Consider the following 17289-nt stretch of genomic DNA (forward strand, 5'->3'; position numbering starts at 1 on the left):
CTGCACTGGCCGACTGGGCCCCTCAAATGCTTCTCTTTCAGAAGCACTATGCTGCTTCCGAATCCGAAGCACAAGGGCGGGGCGCGGCAGCGAAGCGCACGAGGAAGGTGGCGCACCCATGGGCGACGACGACACCGGCGACGAGCACGGCACTCCCCTGCCGGGCGCCCCGGTCCGGGGTTCGACCACCGGACGCGCGTCGATGGCCGCACTCGACCTGCTCGGCCGACGCTGGATCCTGCGCCTGATCTGGGAACTCAGCCGCGAGCCGGCCGGCTTCCGCGCCCTGCAACGCCGCTGCGACGACATGTCCTCCAGCGTCCTCAACACCCGCCTGCGCGACCTGGTCGACGCCCGAATCGCCACCCGGGACCAGAGCGGCGACTACGAACTCACGCCCCTCGGCACCCACCTCGTCGAGGCCCTGGACCCACTCCTGACCTGGTCGACCACATGGGCGAAGGAACTGGAGCGGGACTGAACCCACCCACCACCGAGCCGAGTCACCTTCGCGCCAACCGGTGAACCGCTTGGGCCGTTTGCGTTGCCTCGACAGCGAACTCCTCCGACCGTCGCGCCGATCCACCGGATCGACGCACCCAGTCACCGGATGCCGCGCGTTCGACGTACACCAGGGCGGTCACCGTCGTGTGGTCCACCGAGAAGCCGTGCTCGGAGCACGCCCGGTTCATCCAACCCTCACACCGGAATCGCGCCCGCTTCTCCCTTGAGCAGAAGGCCACTTCCCAGGCCGACCCGATCCGGTCCACCAGCAACAGGCCGCGCTCCGAATCGGCCTCGGCTCCCGGCGAGCGAGGACACAACGCGGTCCGCTCACCGGCCGGATGGTTGATGTAGTCGTACTCCCGCCCGATGTCGCCGAGATCCGACACCCGCACCAGAATCACACTCGGCCGCACCAGGTCGGGCACGCTCTCGACCACGAACGCCTCGACGGCGAACTCGGCCGAGCCCGAATGCCGCACGGCATTGGTCGCGAGTTCGGTGACGATCAGACGGATGTCGTCGCAGACGACCTCCGACACTCCGGCGTGCTCCAACATCCGCCCGACAGCGCGACGGGCCACGCCCACGTTGCGTTCGGCGGCGGAATAGGCGCGGCGCGATTGGGCGGTGAGCAGGCGGGCGGGCGAAAGAGGCGTCATGGTGGCTCCCGAGCTCTGTGACGAAACAGTGCTCGTGACGGTAGAAAGCGGACATGCCGGGAACCAGATGGGCTACGACCCAGTTTCGGCAAGATCCATGACGATCTACCTCGAAGCGCGGTAGTCAGCCCGCAATGTCGAGATGATCGGCCAATTCACGCATGTCCGTAGTCAAGGTGCGCTTCCTCTTTTTCAGAATCAATCTGACCACATCCCGGGCCAAGCCCTGGTGACGGACCCATTCCGGGGCTACCCGCAGGACGCGCCGCATCTCGGTCATCGCCTCGCCGTAGTCCCCCACGTGCGCATGTGCGAAGGCGATGTCCAAGCGGTGTCGATTTTGCGTGTTCGGACTCGGAGGCGGCCCGGCGGCAACCTTCGGCGTATGTTCGACTCCCCGGAGCAGTGCGCGGTGGTCACCTACGATCGCGAAGTCTTCAAGTGCCTTGAGGGAAGCCGTGACCGGGCCGAACGTGGCCCAGTGGGTACCGCGATCGGTGTGCTCGACGCCCACGGCACTTGCCGCGGTGCCGGCCATTCGGCGCGCTTCTCGGGCCACGTCGGGGTTGTTGTTGCGCACAGCCGCCGAGGCGACGCGCTGGAGCAGTTCGCCCCACACGGCGACTTCGCCGGCGGTGGCCCTCGACAGACGGGGTTCGATGGTGTCAGCCGTCACCGACGCCAACTGTTCGCATTCGTCGAAGCGACCCTGCCGTAGAAGCAACCAGCACAGTCCCGCCACGCCGGTGGCCGCGAGGTGCTCCCGCCCCATCGCGCGGGCGTCCCGAATGCTCTCCGAGAACGCGTGATAGGCAAGGTCGTATTGGCGGACCTGCGTGAGGTACTTCCCAGCCGCATGAAGCGCGGCCACCCGCACCTCGCTCACGCCCTCGGGTCCTTCGGTGGAGGGCACGGCCCGCAGGATCGCGGGCAGTTCGTCCGCCATCGATTCGTAGCGATCGACCTGGTAAAGCTCGTGGACGCGATCGATCCGAGCCTGGGTGGCGGCCAAGCGCTGCGGGGTGAGTTCGGCCGACCCCGTGGTGTCGGTCAGACCGATGGGCGGCGTGAGCGCCTGCCGCAGCTCGATCAACTGGACCCGGGTGCCCGCTTCGTCGCGTACAGGTCGCGGCACCGAGGTCACGAAGAGCGCCGATGTCGGTATGTCCAGGGCTCGGGCAAGCATGCGCAGAGTGGCAATCCGAATGTCGCCGCCCTGTTCGACCTTGGCAACCGTCGACACGCCAAGGCCGGCCAGCTCGGCCAGTTGCTCCTGGCTGAGTCCGGCCACGCGTCGATACCGCCGGACGTTGTCCCCGAGTCCGCTCACCGCGAGTACCTCTCAGGCTCGGAAGTGGCGTGCACACATGTCTTTTCCAAGCTAGCGCGCCGGTGCACCCCGCGCGGCGCATCAATCCAGGTCGTGCAGGACCACGTCGGTGATCTCGCCCGCGTCGGCGGTCAGGGTCATGTACGTGTGGTGCGGTTGGCTGCGTCGATCGGTGGGGGAGCCGGGGTTGAGCAGGCGCAGGCCGGAGTCGGCGACGGTGTCCCACGGGATGTGGCTGTGCCCGAACACCAGCACGTCCGCATCGGGATACCGCGCGGCGCACCGCCGTTCGCGCCCTTGCGCCGGACCCGTCTCGTGCACGACGGCGAACCGCACCCCGCCCAATTCGACGCGGGCCACCTCCGGCAACCGACTCCGTAGATCGGGCCCGTCGTTGTTGCCGTACACGCCGACCAACCGCCGCGACCGGTCCTCGAACAGGTCCAGCGCGGCGGCGTCGACCCAATCGCCCGCATGGATCACCACGTCCACCGCCGACAACTCGGCGAGCAACCGCTCGGGAAGCACCTTGGCCCGCCGGGGCAGATGCGTGTCGGACGTCAGCAGAATGCGCATCTCCCCACCGTACGAGCCGAACCACCCCGCGGGGCAGATGCCGGACGACCACCCCGCCCGCGCGGAACGGGTGCAGACGGCTCGGGAACCGCACCTTGCAGGAAGAAGCACGGGCCGCTCAGGAGTTCACAAAAACTTGGCCGCGTTGGCGCCGGGCAAGAATGCCCTCTGACCTGCAATGTTATGAACCTTGACCAAACTTCGGCACCCCCGGCGACACATGTGGCGCCATTTGAGGGTCGCCATGGCGCCATAGATGTGCCAAGATGAAGTCACACGGAAACGGCGGGGCCGATCGACCGTCACCACGACGATCGGGCACCCGCAACCGACTCGAAGGAGCACACGACCATGGCCATCTCCCTCACCGACCAGGACAAGCTCACCCTCCAGACCGCCGCGCACGGCGCCGTCTGGCTGATGGCCACCGTCGGACCGGCCCACCGCGCCGCCGTCGACGGCTCCAAGGCCCTGTTCTCCGCGACCGGCGCGGTCGGTCACGTACTCGCGGAGAAGCCGAAGGGCATGAACCTGGACACCAAGTCCACGGCCGCGCTCGCCGACCGGGTGCTGCCCGCCCTGACGGCGGCCATGGGCCTGCTGAAGAAGCAGGACCCGGCCGAGGCCGACAACTTCCGCAGCACCGTCGTCGTCGCCGTCGAGGCGGCCGCCCGGACCCACAAGGGCGAACCCGCCCCCGCCGTCGCCGACATGATCCGCAAGATCACCACGGCCCTCGACGCCGCTTGACGGCTGCGGGCAGGCAGGACCACCCGGCCGGAGTCGCACGCTCGGCGGTCGCGCCGCGCTCGGCTCCGCCCACCGGAACACCCGGTGCCGGCCGGCGGACCCCTGTCGTGGCCGGCGTCGAAACGCCGGCCACGACCCGGGCGGGGCGCTCGAACGATCAGGTGGTCGGGGTGACCTTGGCCAGGCCGATCGGGGCGTCCGGATTGGCGCCGCGGTGCAGGGCGAAGGCGCGGGCGAGGGCCTGCAGATGCACGGTGGTGGCGATCGCGCGGGCGGATTCCGTACGCAGGTCGCCCAGTTCGGGCGCCACCATCGCGTGCGGTATGCCGTCGGCGACCAGCCGCTCGCGCAGGGCGGCGATGTCCGGTGCGGTCGGGCCGCCCAGGTCGATCAGCAGCACCGGCACCCGATCGCCCAGCGCGGCGATCGGCCCGTGCAGCAGATCGGCGACCGAGATGCCCTCGGCGAACACCCCCGACGTCTCCCGGATCTTGAGCGCACCCTCCAACGCCACCGCACCTCCGAGCCCTCGCCCGGCCACCACCAGGCGATCATGGTGCGCCCAGTCCGCAGCCAACGCCTCACACGCATCGGCACCGGCCAACACCCGGCCCACCGCATCCGGAAGCCCGGCCAGATCCGTCAAATCCGCAACCGCCGGCGGCAACGGGCCGAGCGCAAGCGCGATACCGACCATGGCCACAAGCTGCGCCGTAACCGTCTTCGTGGCCGGCACCGCGATCTCCGTACCCGCGTCGGTCGCGGCAAGCACATGCGCCTCCGCCGCAAGCACGCTGTCCGCCTCATTGGTGACCGCCACCACCCGAGCACCCCGCTCCCGCGCGGCCCGCACCGCCGTGACGATCTCGGGCGTACGCCCCGACTGGCTCAACGCGGTGACCAGGTAACCGGTGTAGTCGGTGTGCGCGTCGTACCTGGTCACCAGGCTGGGCGCGGCCAGACCGGCCGGCCGCCCGGAAGCCAACTCGTACAGGTAGCGCCCGAACATCGCCGCATTGTCCGAGGACCCACGCGCAATCAACACCGACCCGTGCAACGGCACCGGCAGCGCCCCCCGAATCGCCGAGGCCAGTTCGGGCAGTCGACCCACCAACCGCCGCAGCACATCCGGCTGTTCGGCCATCTCGGCGGCCATCACGGCACCGGGAGCGGGAAGGGCAGAAGAAGCCATGTTCGTCATATTCATCCCATCGATCGATGTCGAACCAGGACCGAAAACCAAACCGCGAAACCCGCCCCCGCCACACCCGACCGCGGAGCGGACGACCCCCGCCCACCACCCCGGAAGCCCCCGATTCGCGCAGCGGGCGAACACCAAGCACCGAGCGCACCAAACCCCGGCCGCGTAGCGCGCCGAGCACCAAGCGCGAAGCGCCCCGAAACCCCGGCCGCGGAGCGGACGAGCACCAAACCCGGACCGCACCCGAACCAGACCCCGAACCCAAACCGGAACCCACTCCCACCCCCACCCCAACGCTCACCCCACCCCACCCCACCCCCACCCCCACCCCCAAACGGCCTCCCACCATCACGTCACCAAAGCCCACCCCGGCCGCTCACCCCCCGCCACGTCCCACGCAAGCGCGGCAGCACCCCGCAGCGCCCCGTCGTGGATGTAGCGGGCCGCCACGATCACCTCCCCCGGATCGACCGGGCCCGGAGCGTGCTTCGCCAGGAAACCCCGCAGCACGTCGAGCACCCGCTCGGACACGGCCATCAGCCCACCGCCCAAGGCGATCCGCATCGGATCCAGCGCCAGATACAGGTTGAGGACATGGCCCGCCAGCACGTCGAGGGCATGCTCGGCGACCGCCCGCAGGCGCGGGTCGGCGGAGGTCAAAATCGCCGCCGCATCCGGCGGCAGGCCGTTGCCGGCAAGTGCGTACAGGGACTGCGTACGGGCCACGAGCGGGCCGCCGCCGATCAACGATTCCAGGTCCGGTTCGTCCGGCCGACCCGGCACCAGCGAATACCCGATCTCGCCGGCCACGCCCCGCCCGCCGCCCACGACCCGGCCGCCGACCGTGAGCGCGGCGGCAACTCCCGTACCCAGATTGACGAACAACCCCGGATCGGCCGTCACCAGCGCGCCCGAGCGCAACTCGGCCAGCCCCGCCGCCTTGACGTCGTTGGCCACCACCACCGGAACCGCCCCGAACGCCTGCCGCGCCAGGCCGAGGACGTCCACGTTCTCGATCCCGGGCAGGTTCGGCGACAACTCCACCCCGGCCGAGGTCACCGTGCCGGGACAGACCAGGCCCACCGCCACGATCTCGCGCCGCCCGTCCCCGGTCACCGCCGCAACCTGCTCCCGGGCCAACCGCAGCAGTCGATCCAGCGCATGCGCCATGTCCTCGCCCGGCTCGCGGGTGGCGACCCGTCGTTGCGCGAGCACCGTGCCGGTCGCATCGATGGCGGCCATGGCCGTCTTGGTCCCGCCGATGTCGAGCGCGACTATCCCGAGGGAGTCGCGCGGCAGCGGCGGGTCGACCAGGTCGGCGGAGTCGAACACGATCGTCACAATCCTCGAGTCGGGCAAGCACGAAGGGCACGGGCAAGGGAGACGGCGGCCGTCGGATCGGCCCGGTCAGGACGGATCACCCACCACCCGCGCCTCCGCGTCGTACCGTTCGCCCCACACCACCGCACCCGTATCGGTCCCATGCAGCCCGGCCACCGATTGCGTGCGCCCGCGCGTCACGAACGCCTGCGGCCGGAAGCACATCACCACCGTGTCACCCGGCCGAATCCCCAGCCGGCGCGCGTCCCGAAGCACCGTGTAGTAGTGGATCGCCCCGTCCGGAGCGGTATCGACCTGCACCTGCCGCTCGACCGCGGTCGCCGCGTCCCGGCCCACCAGCGCGGTGAGTCGGAAGTCGCCCAGAACCTTGTCCACGTAGTGCCCGGCGGCGAACGCGTACGCGTCGTCCCCGTCCACGTGCGACACCTCGGTCACGTACACGATCGCGGGCTGCTCCGGCGCTTCCTCGGAGAACACGTGCAGCGGAGTCGTCCCGTGGATCGCGTTGCCCGGCTCGACATGCGTGGCACCCGCGTCCGCGGCGATCCTCAGCGAACGCGCGGACGTGGTCCCGGGCGCGTTCACCTGACGGATGTCGAATCCGGCCGCCCGCAGCCGCTCCGTCGCCGCAACGACCGTGGCCAGGTTGGGCGTCGCCACGATCCGTCGCTGCTCCGGATCCGCGAGCAGGCACGGAAACGTGGTCACGCCGTGCACCGCGACGCCCTCCAGCGCATCGACCTCGCGCGCCGCAGCCACCACGTCGGCGGCCGGGAAGCCGCCGCCGTGGCCGAAGTAGAACCGGTCCCCGGCATCGTGCACGCGCAGCAGCACCGACACGGGCGCGCCGCCGCGCCGTACCGCCGTCGCGCCGATTCGCCGCGCCGCGTCCACCGAGAAGACGGTGACCACCTCGGGGTCGGCGCCGACCACGAAGTCCTCGCTGCCCCGATGCGGCTGCACCAGGTGCCCGACGTGCCCGACCGGCAGGCCGTGCCGGACCGCGGCCGACACGCAGGCGGTGTCCACCGCGACCACCGGACCGAGCCCGGCGTCGATCGCGGTGCGGGTGACGTCGGGATTGCGCCCGTACTGCTTGGCCATGACGTACGTGGACAACCCCCGCGAGCGCGCGGCCTCTGCGATCGTGGCGGCGTTGCGGGCGACCGTGTCCAGGTCCGCCACGTACGTATTCGCAAGCAGGCGGCCCTCCTGATGTGCCGTCACGACGGCCTCGATCAACGGGCGATTGTGGGCGAGGAGTCGGTCGAGGAACATCGCGAGGCTCTCCTTGAGACGAGCGGACGGGGCGGGGGACGGGGCGGACAGGGCGGGTGATGCGGCCGGGCCGAGCGAGCGGACGGAGGCGTCGGCCGGCGCGCGAATCCCGGGAGGCCGGCGGCGGGGCCGGGACCTCGGCCGGCGTTGCCGGCGTGGGTCAGGTCCGGCCGAGCGGCATGGGTATCGCCCCCTCCCCCGATTCCGCAGCCGCCGCGCCCGCGTCGTCCGCGCCCGCGTCGTCCGCGCCCGCGTCGTCCGCGCCCGCGTCGTCCGCGCCCGGTTCGTCCGCGCCCGGTTCGTCCTCGAACACGCGACCCATCGCGGCCAGCACCTGCGGACGCGAGCGGTGCGCCCAGACCAGGTACGCGGTGCCGAGCAGCATCCAGCCGACGATCACGTACGGCACGAGGTTGTTCGGGTGATCGGGCACCGGCCACAGCTGGCCGTATATCGGCAGCAACATCAGCAGCACGGTCGCGCCGGGCAGGATCCCGTGCCGCAGCATGGAGAACTCGCCGCGGTGCTCGCGCAGGTAGAAGCGGATCACCGCGATGCTCATCAGGATGTAGATGATCACCATGCCCAGCCCGAGGATGGTGCCCGCGAACCCGTACACGCCCAGCGGACCCAGGTCGCCGCCGAAGCCGCTGCCCAGCACCAGCGCGAAGACGAGCGAGAAGCCCAGGTAGGCGGTGATCGCCGACTGCGGCACGTGCCGTTCGTTGGTCCGGCCCAGGAAGCGCGGAAGCACTCCCTCGCGGCCCATCGAGAACAGCACCCGCACGGCGGCGTTCGAGCCGGAGACGACGTTGGCGAACTGACTGACGATCACGGTCAGCGCGAGGATCCAGGTGACGCCCCAGTAGCGGTCCACCAGGGTGGTCAACGGCGCGGCGTCCTCGGCGAGTTGGGAGCCGTGCGCGGAGCCGAAGCCGATCGAGGTCGAGTAGGCCATCAACACATAGAACGTGCCGATCACCGCGACGGCGGTGAACAGCGCGAGCGGGATGCTGCGCTTGGCGCCGCGCGCCTCCTCACCCAGGGTGGCCACCGACTCGAAGCCGATGAACATCAGGATGCCCCACAACATGCCGGTGCCCAGGCCGCTGAAGCCGTCGATCGAATGGGTCGGGTCGAACGGCGCCACCGACAGGCCGGAGTCGCCCCCGTCGCCGAGGATCACCCCGGCCAGGCCGAGCAGTACGCCGACCTCCAGGACCAGGAAGATCAACGCGGTCTTGGCCGAACTGGACACGCCGAGCGAGTTGACGCCCCACACCACGGCAGCGAACGCCAACGACATCACCTGCCACGGCACCCGGACGTCGAACTGGCTGTCCAGGAAGTCGTGGCTGTAACCGCCGAGCGCGGCGAACAACATCGGGCCGACCATGCCGTAGGTGAGCAGCAGCAGCCACCCGGAGAGAAAGCCGCCGGACTTGCCGAAGCCGTGGCTGTTGTAGGTGTAGGCGAAGCCGGCGGCCGGCAGCTTGCGGGCGAACGCGGCGATCGTGTTGGCGACCAGGAGGCTGGCCACCATGGCGAGCACGATGGCCAGGGGCAGCGCGTACCCGGCTCCCGCCGCGGCGGGCGGCGTGTTGAACGCGACGCTGGTGGCGGGGCCCATGAAGGCCATGCACATGGCGACGGCACCGAACACGGACAACGTGTTCCGGCGGAGGGACCCGCCCTTCGACGGCAGTGGGGTGGACATCGGTGGTACTCCAGGCGGTTCGGTGGGGTGGGACGGACCCCTGAGGTGCGCGGGCCGCCGCGCGGCAGGGCGGCGCGATCTGCGTCGGGGCCGGTCGGCTGCGTCGGTACGCGTGGCCGGCCGGGTCGGGGGTGGTGGACGGCTGCGGTGCGCTTCGCGGGGTCGTCGCGGTGCGTCGTCGCGGTGCGTCGTCGCGGTGTGCTTCCCGTGGGTCGTCACGGTGCGCTTCGCGGAGTGGTCACTGTGCGCTTCCCGTGGTTCGTCACGGTGCGCTTCGCGGTCCTCGCGGTTCGTCTCATGGGGTCGGTCGCCGCGGTTCGTTCCGCTGCCCGGAGGTGGCGGGTGGCCGTCAGCGGGGGTGAGCTGTCAGCAGGGGTGAGCTGTCAGCGGGGATGAGCCGTCAGCTCGGATGGATGGTCGGCGGGGATGAGTGGTCAGCGGGCGCTCGGGGTGAGCAGCGCGGACAGTTCCAGGTCGGCCCGGACCGCTGCCGCCGCGTCCGCCGCGACATCGAAGCGGACCCGCAGTGCGGTCAGTCCGCGCGAGACCGCGCCCAGCGCGCCCGCGAGATCGGCCAGTTCGGAGTGCACGAGCTCGGGGCACGCGGGCAATCGTCGGCGTACCCGTTCACGCAGGCGAGTGGTCATCGCCGCGTCGATCGAGGCCGAGACCCGGCCGCCGAGGACGACGAGTTCGGGTTCGTACGCGATCGTCACCGCGATCAACGCCACGCCGAGCGCACGCTCGAACCGATCGATCACGGCACGGGCCCCGGGCGAGGAGTCGACGAACAGGTCGGCGGCGGTGGCCACGTCCAGGCCGGCCTCACGGGCGGCCCGCATCAGGCCCTCGGCGCCCACCAGTTCCTCCACGGTCCGGTCGTCGGAGTCCACCGGCAGGAAGCCGAACTCGCCGACCAGACCGCTCGGTCCGCCCCGCATGTGCCGGTCCACGGCCACCCCGGCGCCGAAGCCCGCGCCGACGGTGAACATCACGGCGGTGTCGGCGGTACGGGCGGCGCCGTGCCGCAACTCGCCCTCCAGGGCCAGATCGGCGTCGTTGCCGAAGGCGACGGTGCCCTCCAGCGCGCGGCGCACCCGGCGGGTGAACAGGTCGCCCTCGATCTGCGGGAGGTTGGTCGCGCCACGCACGCCCAACCCGTCGGCCGCCACCGCGCCGGGCAGACCTATCACGCCCGCACGCAGCACATCGGGCGCGGCCGAGTCGGCGTACAGCGCGCGGACCCGTTCGGCGAGCCAGTCCGCGAGGTCGTCGGCCGCCAGGTGTCGGGGCGTGGGCTCCTCGCGGTAGCGCGGCGCGTGGCCCAGCAGGTCGGTGGCCAGGAACCGGCAGGTGGTACCGCCCAGATCGACGCCGACCGCGACTCCGCGCTCGGCGGCCACCTCGATCACCACGCCCTGCCGCCCCCGCCGCCCGGTCTGGAGCGCGGCGCCCTCTCGAACCAGGCCCTCGTCGAGCAGCCCCTCCACCACCCGCGAAACGGTGGCCGCACTGAGCCCGGTCTGCTGGGTGAGCCCCGCCCTACTGTGCTGCCCACCGGCCAACAACACCGCAAGCAGGCTGGAGCGGTTGGCCCACCGGGCATCGGCCGTCTCCGCCATGTTCACCTCTCAGAGTGAAAATATTTCAGAGTGAGAGAAAATTAAGCCCCCCGAGAAGTGGTGTCAAGACTCCGTCAAAACCCCCTGAGCGGAGAACCGCTATGGGGACGGCGCGTGCAACCCGGGGCGGGCCGGGGGCCGGCGAAACGGCTGGCGGGGGGCCGGGACCCGCGAGCCGGCGGGGCGGCAGGCCGGCGAAACAGTGCGGGCCCCGGCGCCGGGGTTCGGGGCGGCGGGGCGGAGGGGCCGGCTGGGCTGCCGACGCGGCGCGACCGGGCAGCCGGCGGAACAGGGCGGGCCCCAAACAGGGCCGGGTGCGGACCGGGCCGGGGCGGCCGGCGGGGCGCGGTGGTGGACGCGGTCGCGGTCGCGGTGGATGCCCGCGAGGCCGTGCAGGCCGACCACGAACCCGGACTGCCCGCCCGCCCGGACGGAGCCGGGGACGGTGGCGCTGCCGGGGACGGTGGCGCTCCCGACCGAGCGGCGGCCGAACCACCTGCCGCCGGACGCGGCCACTGCCGTCGGTGGCGCCTACGACCACCGCAACGCGCGGTCCTGACGAATCGGCGCCCTGCCGCACTGGAACAGGGTGCCCTGGAAGACATCGGCCGTCGGAACCACGCCGGTGAGATGCTCGGCGAAAGCGAAACATGCCCGGGCGGGGACATGGTCATCCGGAGGGTCGGGCTCGAAGTCGAAGCCTGCCGCGCGCATCGCATCGAGATGCCGGTCCGGCTCACTGCCCCACCGCGACTCGGGGAACGTCGGCTCGAAGGCCAACCGAAGGTCACCGTTGTCAGCCCACAGGAACGAGTCGACGCCGTTGATGTTCACGAAGTGGGAAACCCAGCGTGTCCCCGCCGAGGCCGGCAGAACCCTGTCCTCGGTAACACCCAAATAGCCGTTCGGTTCGATCAACAGCGTCCACGCTCCCAAACGGGCCATGGCAAGCAGTTGCTGCCGGTCGTTCGAATGCTCCAACAGCGCGAACGCGGCGTCGGTGATCGCCGCGGCCCCGGTCAGCGCGGGCAACCTGGCACCGTCGAGCCGTTCGATCAGCTCGTCGGGGCCGATCCCTTCGACGAGCGTGATGCAGCATGCCTCGGCAAGCTCGGGGAACAGCTTTTCGAACCACACGTACTCGGCACTCGTCGCAACCATGACGGTGATCATCCATCACGGCACCGACACCGGCGACGGCATCCTCGAGCGCAACTCGGCGCCTCCAAAACCCGTGACCACTCCGACTGCAAGGCCACCTCAACGCCTCCCGAACGTGAGGACAGCGCTGCCGTCCCGCCCATCAATACAGCCAACCAGCGCGGTGAGTACGACGATCGCGGGCAGTACGACCGCGGCTCGGCGAGCTCGGCATGGCGAGCGCAAGCGTGGTGAGCACGATGGGGCGGGTGCGGCTGGGGCGGAGTTGTTCGGTTGGGTGGTCGGTCAGCCGTTCGGGTCGCTGTCGGTCTTCGTCCCGGACGTGTTTGTTGTCGGCCGGCTCGACTCGGGGTCGCCTTCGGGGCCGGGGTGGGGCTCGTCCTCGTCGTCCGTGGAGACCTCGGGTTCGAAGGTGTACCCCTGCGATTGGCCCCACCGAATCGCCGCGCGGGCGATCGCGGGGGCGAATCGGTAGTCCCGAATCAGGGTGCGCTCGGTCTCCGCGACGCCGTCGGTGAGGACGGTGTCGGCCTCCCACCTGGCCAGTAGTTCGCACGCGGCGGCCACCGTGCGCGCGTCCCAGGACTTCGAGCGCGAGTGCACCATCAGGGATTCGTCGGTCAGTTGCGGATCCTCGTCGGTCGCGAGAAGGAAATCCGACGCGGCGCGGACTCCGCCGACTCGGAAGGAGGCAGGCAGCGGAGTTCCCTCCGGAAGCCAGTACACGGTCCCGGTGATTTCCCAGCGCCCGTGCCGGCCGCGGCACTCCGGGAGATCGCGGGCCACCCACGAGTCGTGCGCGCCGCCGGCCAGGACGGTCGTCCCGTTCGCCGCCCGGACCAGGCCGTCGACCACGGGCCACGCCTCCCAATACCGCGCCGTTGAACTCAACGAGGTGTCGGCCCGGCCGTCGTCCAGGTTGACCCGCTCGGAGCGGTCGATCCGCTGGACGATGTACCCGGTCGCCTGCGCGGGCGGCACCCAGCGGAAACTGCGATCGAAAGCACCGAACTCGTCTGCGGTGTCCACGATGTCCACGGTCCCGAGCTCGAATCCGAGGTCGCCTTCGTCGGGCGGGAGAGGCAATGGATCCGCCTGTGCGAGCAGGAGTTCCTTCTCCGCGGTCGTGAGCCCTCGCGCCCCGGTTGGGGGTCCGCTTCCGGGTCCGGTTGCGGTTCCGCTTCCGGGGCCGGTCTTGGTCTTGGTCTTGGTGCCGGTTGTGGTCGACTCCTTCTTCTGCTCCTTGGATTGCCTTTCGCGCAACACGAGAACGCGGTCGGAGATCCTTCGCACCTCGTCGGTCCCGCATCGGGGACAGGTCGAGGTGCATGTCTCGTGGAAGAACACGTCCGTGCAGATCCGGCATTCGAACACCGAGCGGGAGTCCACACCGAAGTCCTCGACCAGGGCACGATCGCAGGTCGTACAGGTGCTGGAGGCGTTGAGCGGCATCGCCGGTCCTTCCTCGCATCGCCGTGCGGGAGTTCCTGGTCGGAACCTACTCGCATCGACGGAGCGGGATGAGCGGATTTGCCCGATTGACCGAAAGAACTTCGGATGCACGAGCCGCCCCGCGCGCCGGCGGCCAACCACCCCGCGCACCAAAGGAGTTCGGCACCGCACCCGGGCCCCCGCCCGGCAGATCCGGTCCGCCGGCCGGCCGGTCCGACCGCCGGCCGGGCCGAACACGAACGCGCCCCGAGCGACGACCGGAGCGAGCCGGGTCGGTCGGGGTGCGCGTGGGTCGGCTTCAGACCTGTCGTCGACCGGTCTCGACGTAGGCGCGGAGGTGGTCGAGGCCACGTTCGAGGATGTCGCCGATGGCCAGGTCGGCGTCCGTGCCGGCCTGGCGGTGGCGGGTGAGCGCGTCCACGGGCAGTGCCTCGCGGCCCTTCTTGCCGCCGAACTGGCGCGCGTCGTGGAGGCGCTCGCGTTCGACCGCGCCGAGGTCGAGCGGGTCCTGGCCGTCGTCGACCATGACGGTCACGATGCTGTCCACGTCGCTCGGGCCGTCCTGGACGATCACGACGCCGGTGTACGGCGTACCGCGCACGATCCATTCGATCCGGGTGCCGGGACCGTCCCGATCCAGGTCGACCTCGGCCGCGACGGAATGCGCCGCCTCGCCGGCGGTCACCACCACCGCGCGGCCCGCGGTGGCCCGTACGGCGGTCACCGGAGGGAAGTATTCGGGAAGCTTGTCCATGTCGGACAAGAGCATGTACACCCGGTCGGTGGACGCTGCGACCTGCACGGAACGCGTGTGAAGAACCATGCGCGTACTGCTATCCGTTCGAGGACCGTTCCATTCGCGATCCGTATACGCCTCGCCCGGGACGGCCGCGCGGGGTCGCACGCGGGGCTCGGCGTACCGGGTCGTCAGTCCGTGCCGTCGCCCAGGGATTCCAGGAGCGTGCGGAGCCCGTCGGCGAGGGCGGCCCGCTGCTTGACGCCGAGCGCGGCGAGCACGCGGCGTTCGGTGGCCAGGTGCGCCGGCAACACCCGGTCGATCAGGTCGCGGCCCTCGTCGGTGAGGGCAACCAGGACACCGCGGCCGTCCGACGCGCTGGTGGTGCGGGACACCAGGCCGCGCGCCTCCAGTCGATCCAGGCGCTGGGTGATGGCGCCCGAGGTGACCATGGAGGCCCGCATCAGTTCGGTGGGGCTCAGCCGATGCGGTGGCGGGTGCCGGCGCAGCGTGGCGAGTACGTCGAACGACGAGGCGTCGAGCCCGTGTTCGCCGAACGTCCGGGCAAGTTCGGCGCCGGCCAGACGCGCGGCGCGGGACAGCCGGGCGAGTACCGCCATGGGCGACGCGTCCAGGTCGGGGCGCTGCGTACCCCATTGCTCCAGCACAAGGTCGACGTGATCTGCCACGGCGTCAGGTTAACCGAGCCGATCCGCGGATCCGGGTCGACTGCCCCTTTCCAATTATCTTAGCGTTGAGGTATCTTTCCCTTAGCACTAAGGAATCAACCACACGGTTGAGCCGCCGGCCGAACCACGCCCGAACCGCCGGCCGACCCGCCGCCCAACCCATCGATCGAGCCATCGATCGACCCACCGATCGACCATCCCGAAGGAGCACACCATCATGCGCATCACCGTGTTCGGAGCAGCCGGAAGCGTGGGCAGCCGAGTCGTCTCCGAGGCCCTGTCCCGAGGCCACGAGGTCACCGCCGTGGTCCGCGACGCCGCCCGCTTCCCCGAGTTGCATCCCGAAGCCGAGGCCCGGGTCGGCGACGCCGCCCGGATCGAGGACGTCGCCGCGCTCGGTGCCGGCAGAGACGTGGTGATCAGCGCCACCCGCCCGGCGCACGGCAACGAACGGGCGCTGGCCGACACCGCCCAGGCGCTGCTGTCCGGACTGGCCGGCACGGGGGTACGCCTGCTGACCGTCGGCGGCGCGGGCAGCCTGACCGTGCCGGGCGCCGGCGACACCCTGGTGGTCGACGACCCGCGATTCGTGCCCACCGCGTGGCGCGGCATCGCCCTGGCCTGCAATGCCCAGCTCGACGTCTTCCGAACCGACACCGACGTCGACTGGACCTACCTGAGCCCGCCGGCCAACCTGGAGCCCGGCATCCGCACCGGTACCTTCCGCCTGGGCACCGACGAACTCCTCGTCGACAACGACGGCGTCTCGGCCATCTCCGTCGAGGACCTCGCTGTCGCCCTCATCGACGAGGCGGAGCAACCGCGCCACCGCCGCACCCGCTTCACCGTCGCATACTGACCGTCGCACGCCGGCCGAACCCGGTGGAGTCCCGCCCGATCAGGCCCCGTGCCTCCGGCCCGCGCCCACGCCGGTGCTCACGGGTGACTCCTGGGCGGCGAGTTCTTCGGCCAATTCCATGCAGCGCAGGCGGGCCGGGGAGAAGTCGTAGGGCATCTTGCCGATGGCTTCGAATGCGCTCATGGAGTCTTGCCCCCTGCCGGAGCTTTGGCCGGCCTCGTCCTCACCCTCGTCCTCGTCCTCACCCTCGCCAGCGGTAGCGGTAGCGGTAGCGGGGTGCAAAGCGTCCCAGGAGTCGAAGAGCGCATCCTCGCTCTGCGCCAGGCCGGAGTCCTCGATGACGGCTTGCAGCACCTTTTCGAAGGCGTGCCGTTCGGCAGCCACCTGGGCCACACGGGGGTCATCGACAGCGATCGTGTCATCGAGTGCATCCTCGGCGGCATCAATACGGTCGGAGTCCGCCCGCAGATCCGGGTGGGTGGCCAGGGCGATGAAACGGGTGGCCTGGACGGCCGCACCGAGTGGGCCGAAGATCCGCTCGGTGACCAGCAGGCTGTCCAGGTCCGCCCGGCGCAGGGAGCCCTCGGGCAGGCTCTCGAGGCGGCTGGTGACGAAGTCGGAAAGCAGGCCCATCCTGCTGCCTTCGGTGCGCATGCGCTGCACGGCAGTCCGTTGCCGCCGCAGTTCCGCTTCCCGGGCGACGAGGGATTCCTCCAGCCGTTCCAGGATGCTCGCGATGCCGTGGTCGCCGTCGGCACCGGCGGAAGCCGTATGGGTGTCGGCGGCGAAGGCGTCACGGATGTCGTCCAGGGCGATCCCGGCGTCGGCCATCTTGCGGATCCACAGTAGCCGGATCATGTCTTCGTAGCCGTAGCGGCGGCGGTCGTCACTGCCCCGCTCGGGCTCGGGGAGCAGGCCGATCTCGTGGTAGTGACGGATCGCCCGCGGTGTGGTGCCGACGAAGGCCGCCGCGTCACCGATCTTGACCCGGCGCGGCGGGATGAAGGACGAATACATGAACAGGGCCTTCCTCAGTGGGACGGGACGTGAGTCCACCGGACCACATGCCGCTACGGAAGGTGCAACTCCAGGCGCTCCGCCCGGCTTCCATGCCGGGAGATCCATGCCCTTCGGACGGTCACCGTTACGGCCGCGGCGTCTGCGATCGCGGGCCTGAACGGCCCGCTCGGGCCTGAACGCACCCGCAGTGGTCGGCACCTTGGCCGGCCCACACCGTGCCGAGGCACCCCGATCGCGTCCGGGCCGGTGCGAATTGCGGGCTGCCGAAGACACGCCGGTCCTGCCGTCCGACGGCAGGATCGAATCCACGCAGCGCGCAGGCCGGCCAAGCCCCTTGTGCCTCAGGGCACTTGGTACCCGATACGTCGAATATAGGTCCGGCCTTCCGGCC

16 protein-coding genes are annotated in these 17289 nt (G+C 70.6%); 3 read left to right on the forward strand and 13 right to left on the reverse strand.

What is annotated here, in order from left to right:
* The first annotated feature begins 118 nt into the window (after positions 1-118).
* Positions 119-481: a winged helix-turn-helix transcriptional regulator gene (locus tag ACZOOI_RS37495; RefSeq protein ID WP_465284034.1), complete on the forward strand. Its 363-nt coding sequence runs from the start codon at positions 119-121 to the stop codon at positions 479-481.
* 22 nt (positions 482-503) lie between these two features.
* Here the strand turns inward: ACZOOI_RS37495 and ACZOOI_RS37500 are convergent, their stop codons facing one another.
* From ACZOOI_RS37500 to ACZOOI_RS37510, 3 genes are all read right to left on the reverse strand, one after another.
* A complete protein-coding gene (locus tag ACZOOI_RS37500) occupies positions 504-1166 on the reverse strand; it encodes an ATP-binding protein (protein ID WP_465284035.1) in 663 nt (220 codons plus the stop codon).
* Between the two features lie 124 nt (positions 1167-1290).
* Positions 1291-2496: a helix-turn-helix domain-containing protein gene (locus ACZOOI_RS37505; RefSeq protein ID WP_465284036.1), complete on the reverse strand. Its 1206-nt coding sequence runs from the start codon at positions 2494-2496 to the stop codon at positions 1291-1293.
* Between the two features lie 81 nt (positions 2497-2577).
* Positions 2578-3072 (reverse strand): metallophosphoesterase family protein, encoded by a 495-nt coding sequence (locus tag ACZOOI_RS37510; protein ID WP_465284037.1) that lies wholly within the window; start codon positions 3070-3072, stop codon positions 2578-2580.
* Between the two features lie 351 nt (positions 3073-3423).
* Between ACZOOI_RS37510 and ACZOOI_RS37515 the strand changes: the two genes are divergently transcribed.
* Positions 3424-3822, forward strand: a complete 399-nt coding sequence (locus ACZOOI_RS37515) for a hypothetical protein (RefSeq protein WP_465284038.1) — start codon at positions 3424-3426, stop codon at positions 3820-3822.
* A 157-nt stretch (positions 3823-3979) separates the two neighbouring features.
* Here ACZOOI_RS37515 and ACZOOI_RS37520 read toward each other — a convergent pair whose 3' ends face one another.
* The 9 genes from ACZOOI_RS37520 to ACZOOI_RS37560 form a co-directional block, all read right to left on the reverse strand.
* The gene (locus ACZOOI_RS37520) at positions 3980-5014 is read right to left on the reverse strand and encodes an SIS domain-containing protein (RefSeq protein ID WP_465284039.1); all 1035 of its coding nucleotides are present in this window, start codon (positions 5012-5014) and stop codon (positions 3980-3982) included.
* A gap of 357 nt (positions 5015-5371) precedes the next feature.
* Positions 5372-6355 carry an ROK family protein gene (locus tag ACZOOI_RS37525; RefSeq protein WP_465284040.1) on the reverse strand — a complete coding sequence of 328 codons (984 nt, stop codon included), beginning with the start codon at positions 6353-6355 and terminating at the stop codon, positions 5372-5374.
* A 75-nt stretch (positions 6356-6430) separates the two neighbouring features.
* Positions 6431-7642 carry an alanine racemase gene (locus ACZOOI_RS37530; RefSeq protein ID WP_465284041.1) on the reverse strand — a complete coding sequence of 404 codons (1212 nt, stop codon included), beginning with the start codon at positions 7640-7642 and terminating at the stop codon, positions 6431-6433.
* Between the two features lie 160 nt (positions 7643-7802).
* Complete coding sequence (locus ACZOOI_RS37535) at positions 7803-9359, reverse strand: APC family permease (protein WP_465284042.1); 1557 nt, start codon at positions 9357-9359, stop codon at positions 7803-7805.
* Positions 9360-9793: 434 nt separating this feature from the next.
* A complete protein-coding gene (locus tag ACZOOI_RS37540; RefSeq protein WP_465284043.1) occupies positions 9794-10981 on the reverse strand; it encodes an ROK family transcriptional regulator in 1188 nt (395 codons plus the stop codon).
* A gap of 531 nt (positions 10982-11512) precedes the next feature.
* Positions 11513-12154, reverse strand: coding sequence for a DUF6461 domain-containing protein (locus tag ACZOOI_RS37545; protein WP_465284044.1), 642 nt, complete (start codon positions 12152-12154; stop codon positions 11513-11515).
* Between the two features lie 273 nt (positions 12155-12427).
* On the reverse strand, positions 12428-13594 hold the full coding sequence (locus ACZOOI_RS37550) for a hypothetical protein (RefSeq protein WP_465284045.1): 1167 nt from the start codon (positions 13592-13594) through the stop codon (positions 12428-12430).
* A gap of 298 nt (positions 13595-13892) precedes the next feature.
* On the reverse strand, positions 13893-14417 hold the full coding sequence (locus ACZOOI_RS37555; protein ID WP_465284046.1) for an SRPBCC family protein: 525 nt from the start codon (positions 14415-14417) through the stop codon (positions 13893-13895).
* A 104-nt stretch (positions 14418-14521) separates the two neighbouring features.
* Positions 14522-15019: a MarR family winged helix-turn-helix transcriptional regulator gene (locus ACZOOI_RS37560; protein ID WP_465284047.1), complete on the reverse strand. Its 498-nt coding sequence runs from the start codon at positions 15017-15019 to the stop codon at positions 14522-14524.
* A 217-nt stretch (positions 15020-15236) separates the two neighbouring features.
* On the opposite strand from ACZOOI_RS37560, the gene ACZOOI_RS37565 reads away from it, so the two are divergent.
* Complete coding sequence (locus ACZOOI_RS37565) at positions 15237-15878, forward strand: NAD(P)-dependent oxidoreductase (RefSeq protein WP_465284048.1); 642 nt, start codon at positions 15237-15239, stop codon at positions 15876-15878.
* 39 nt (positions 15879-15917) lie between these two features.
* On the opposite strand, the gene ACZOOI_RS37570 is transcribed toward ACZOOI_RS37565, so the two are convergent.
* Positions 15918-16895 (reverse strand): MerR family transcriptional regulator, encoded by a 978-nt coding sequence (locus ACZOOI_RS37570; protein ID WP_465284049.1) that lies wholly within the window; start codon positions 16893-16895, stop codon positions 15918-15920.
* Between the last annotated feature and the right edge of the window lie 394 nt (positions 16896-17289).

The sequence above is a fragment of the Embleya sp. L77 genome (assembly GCF_055557415.1).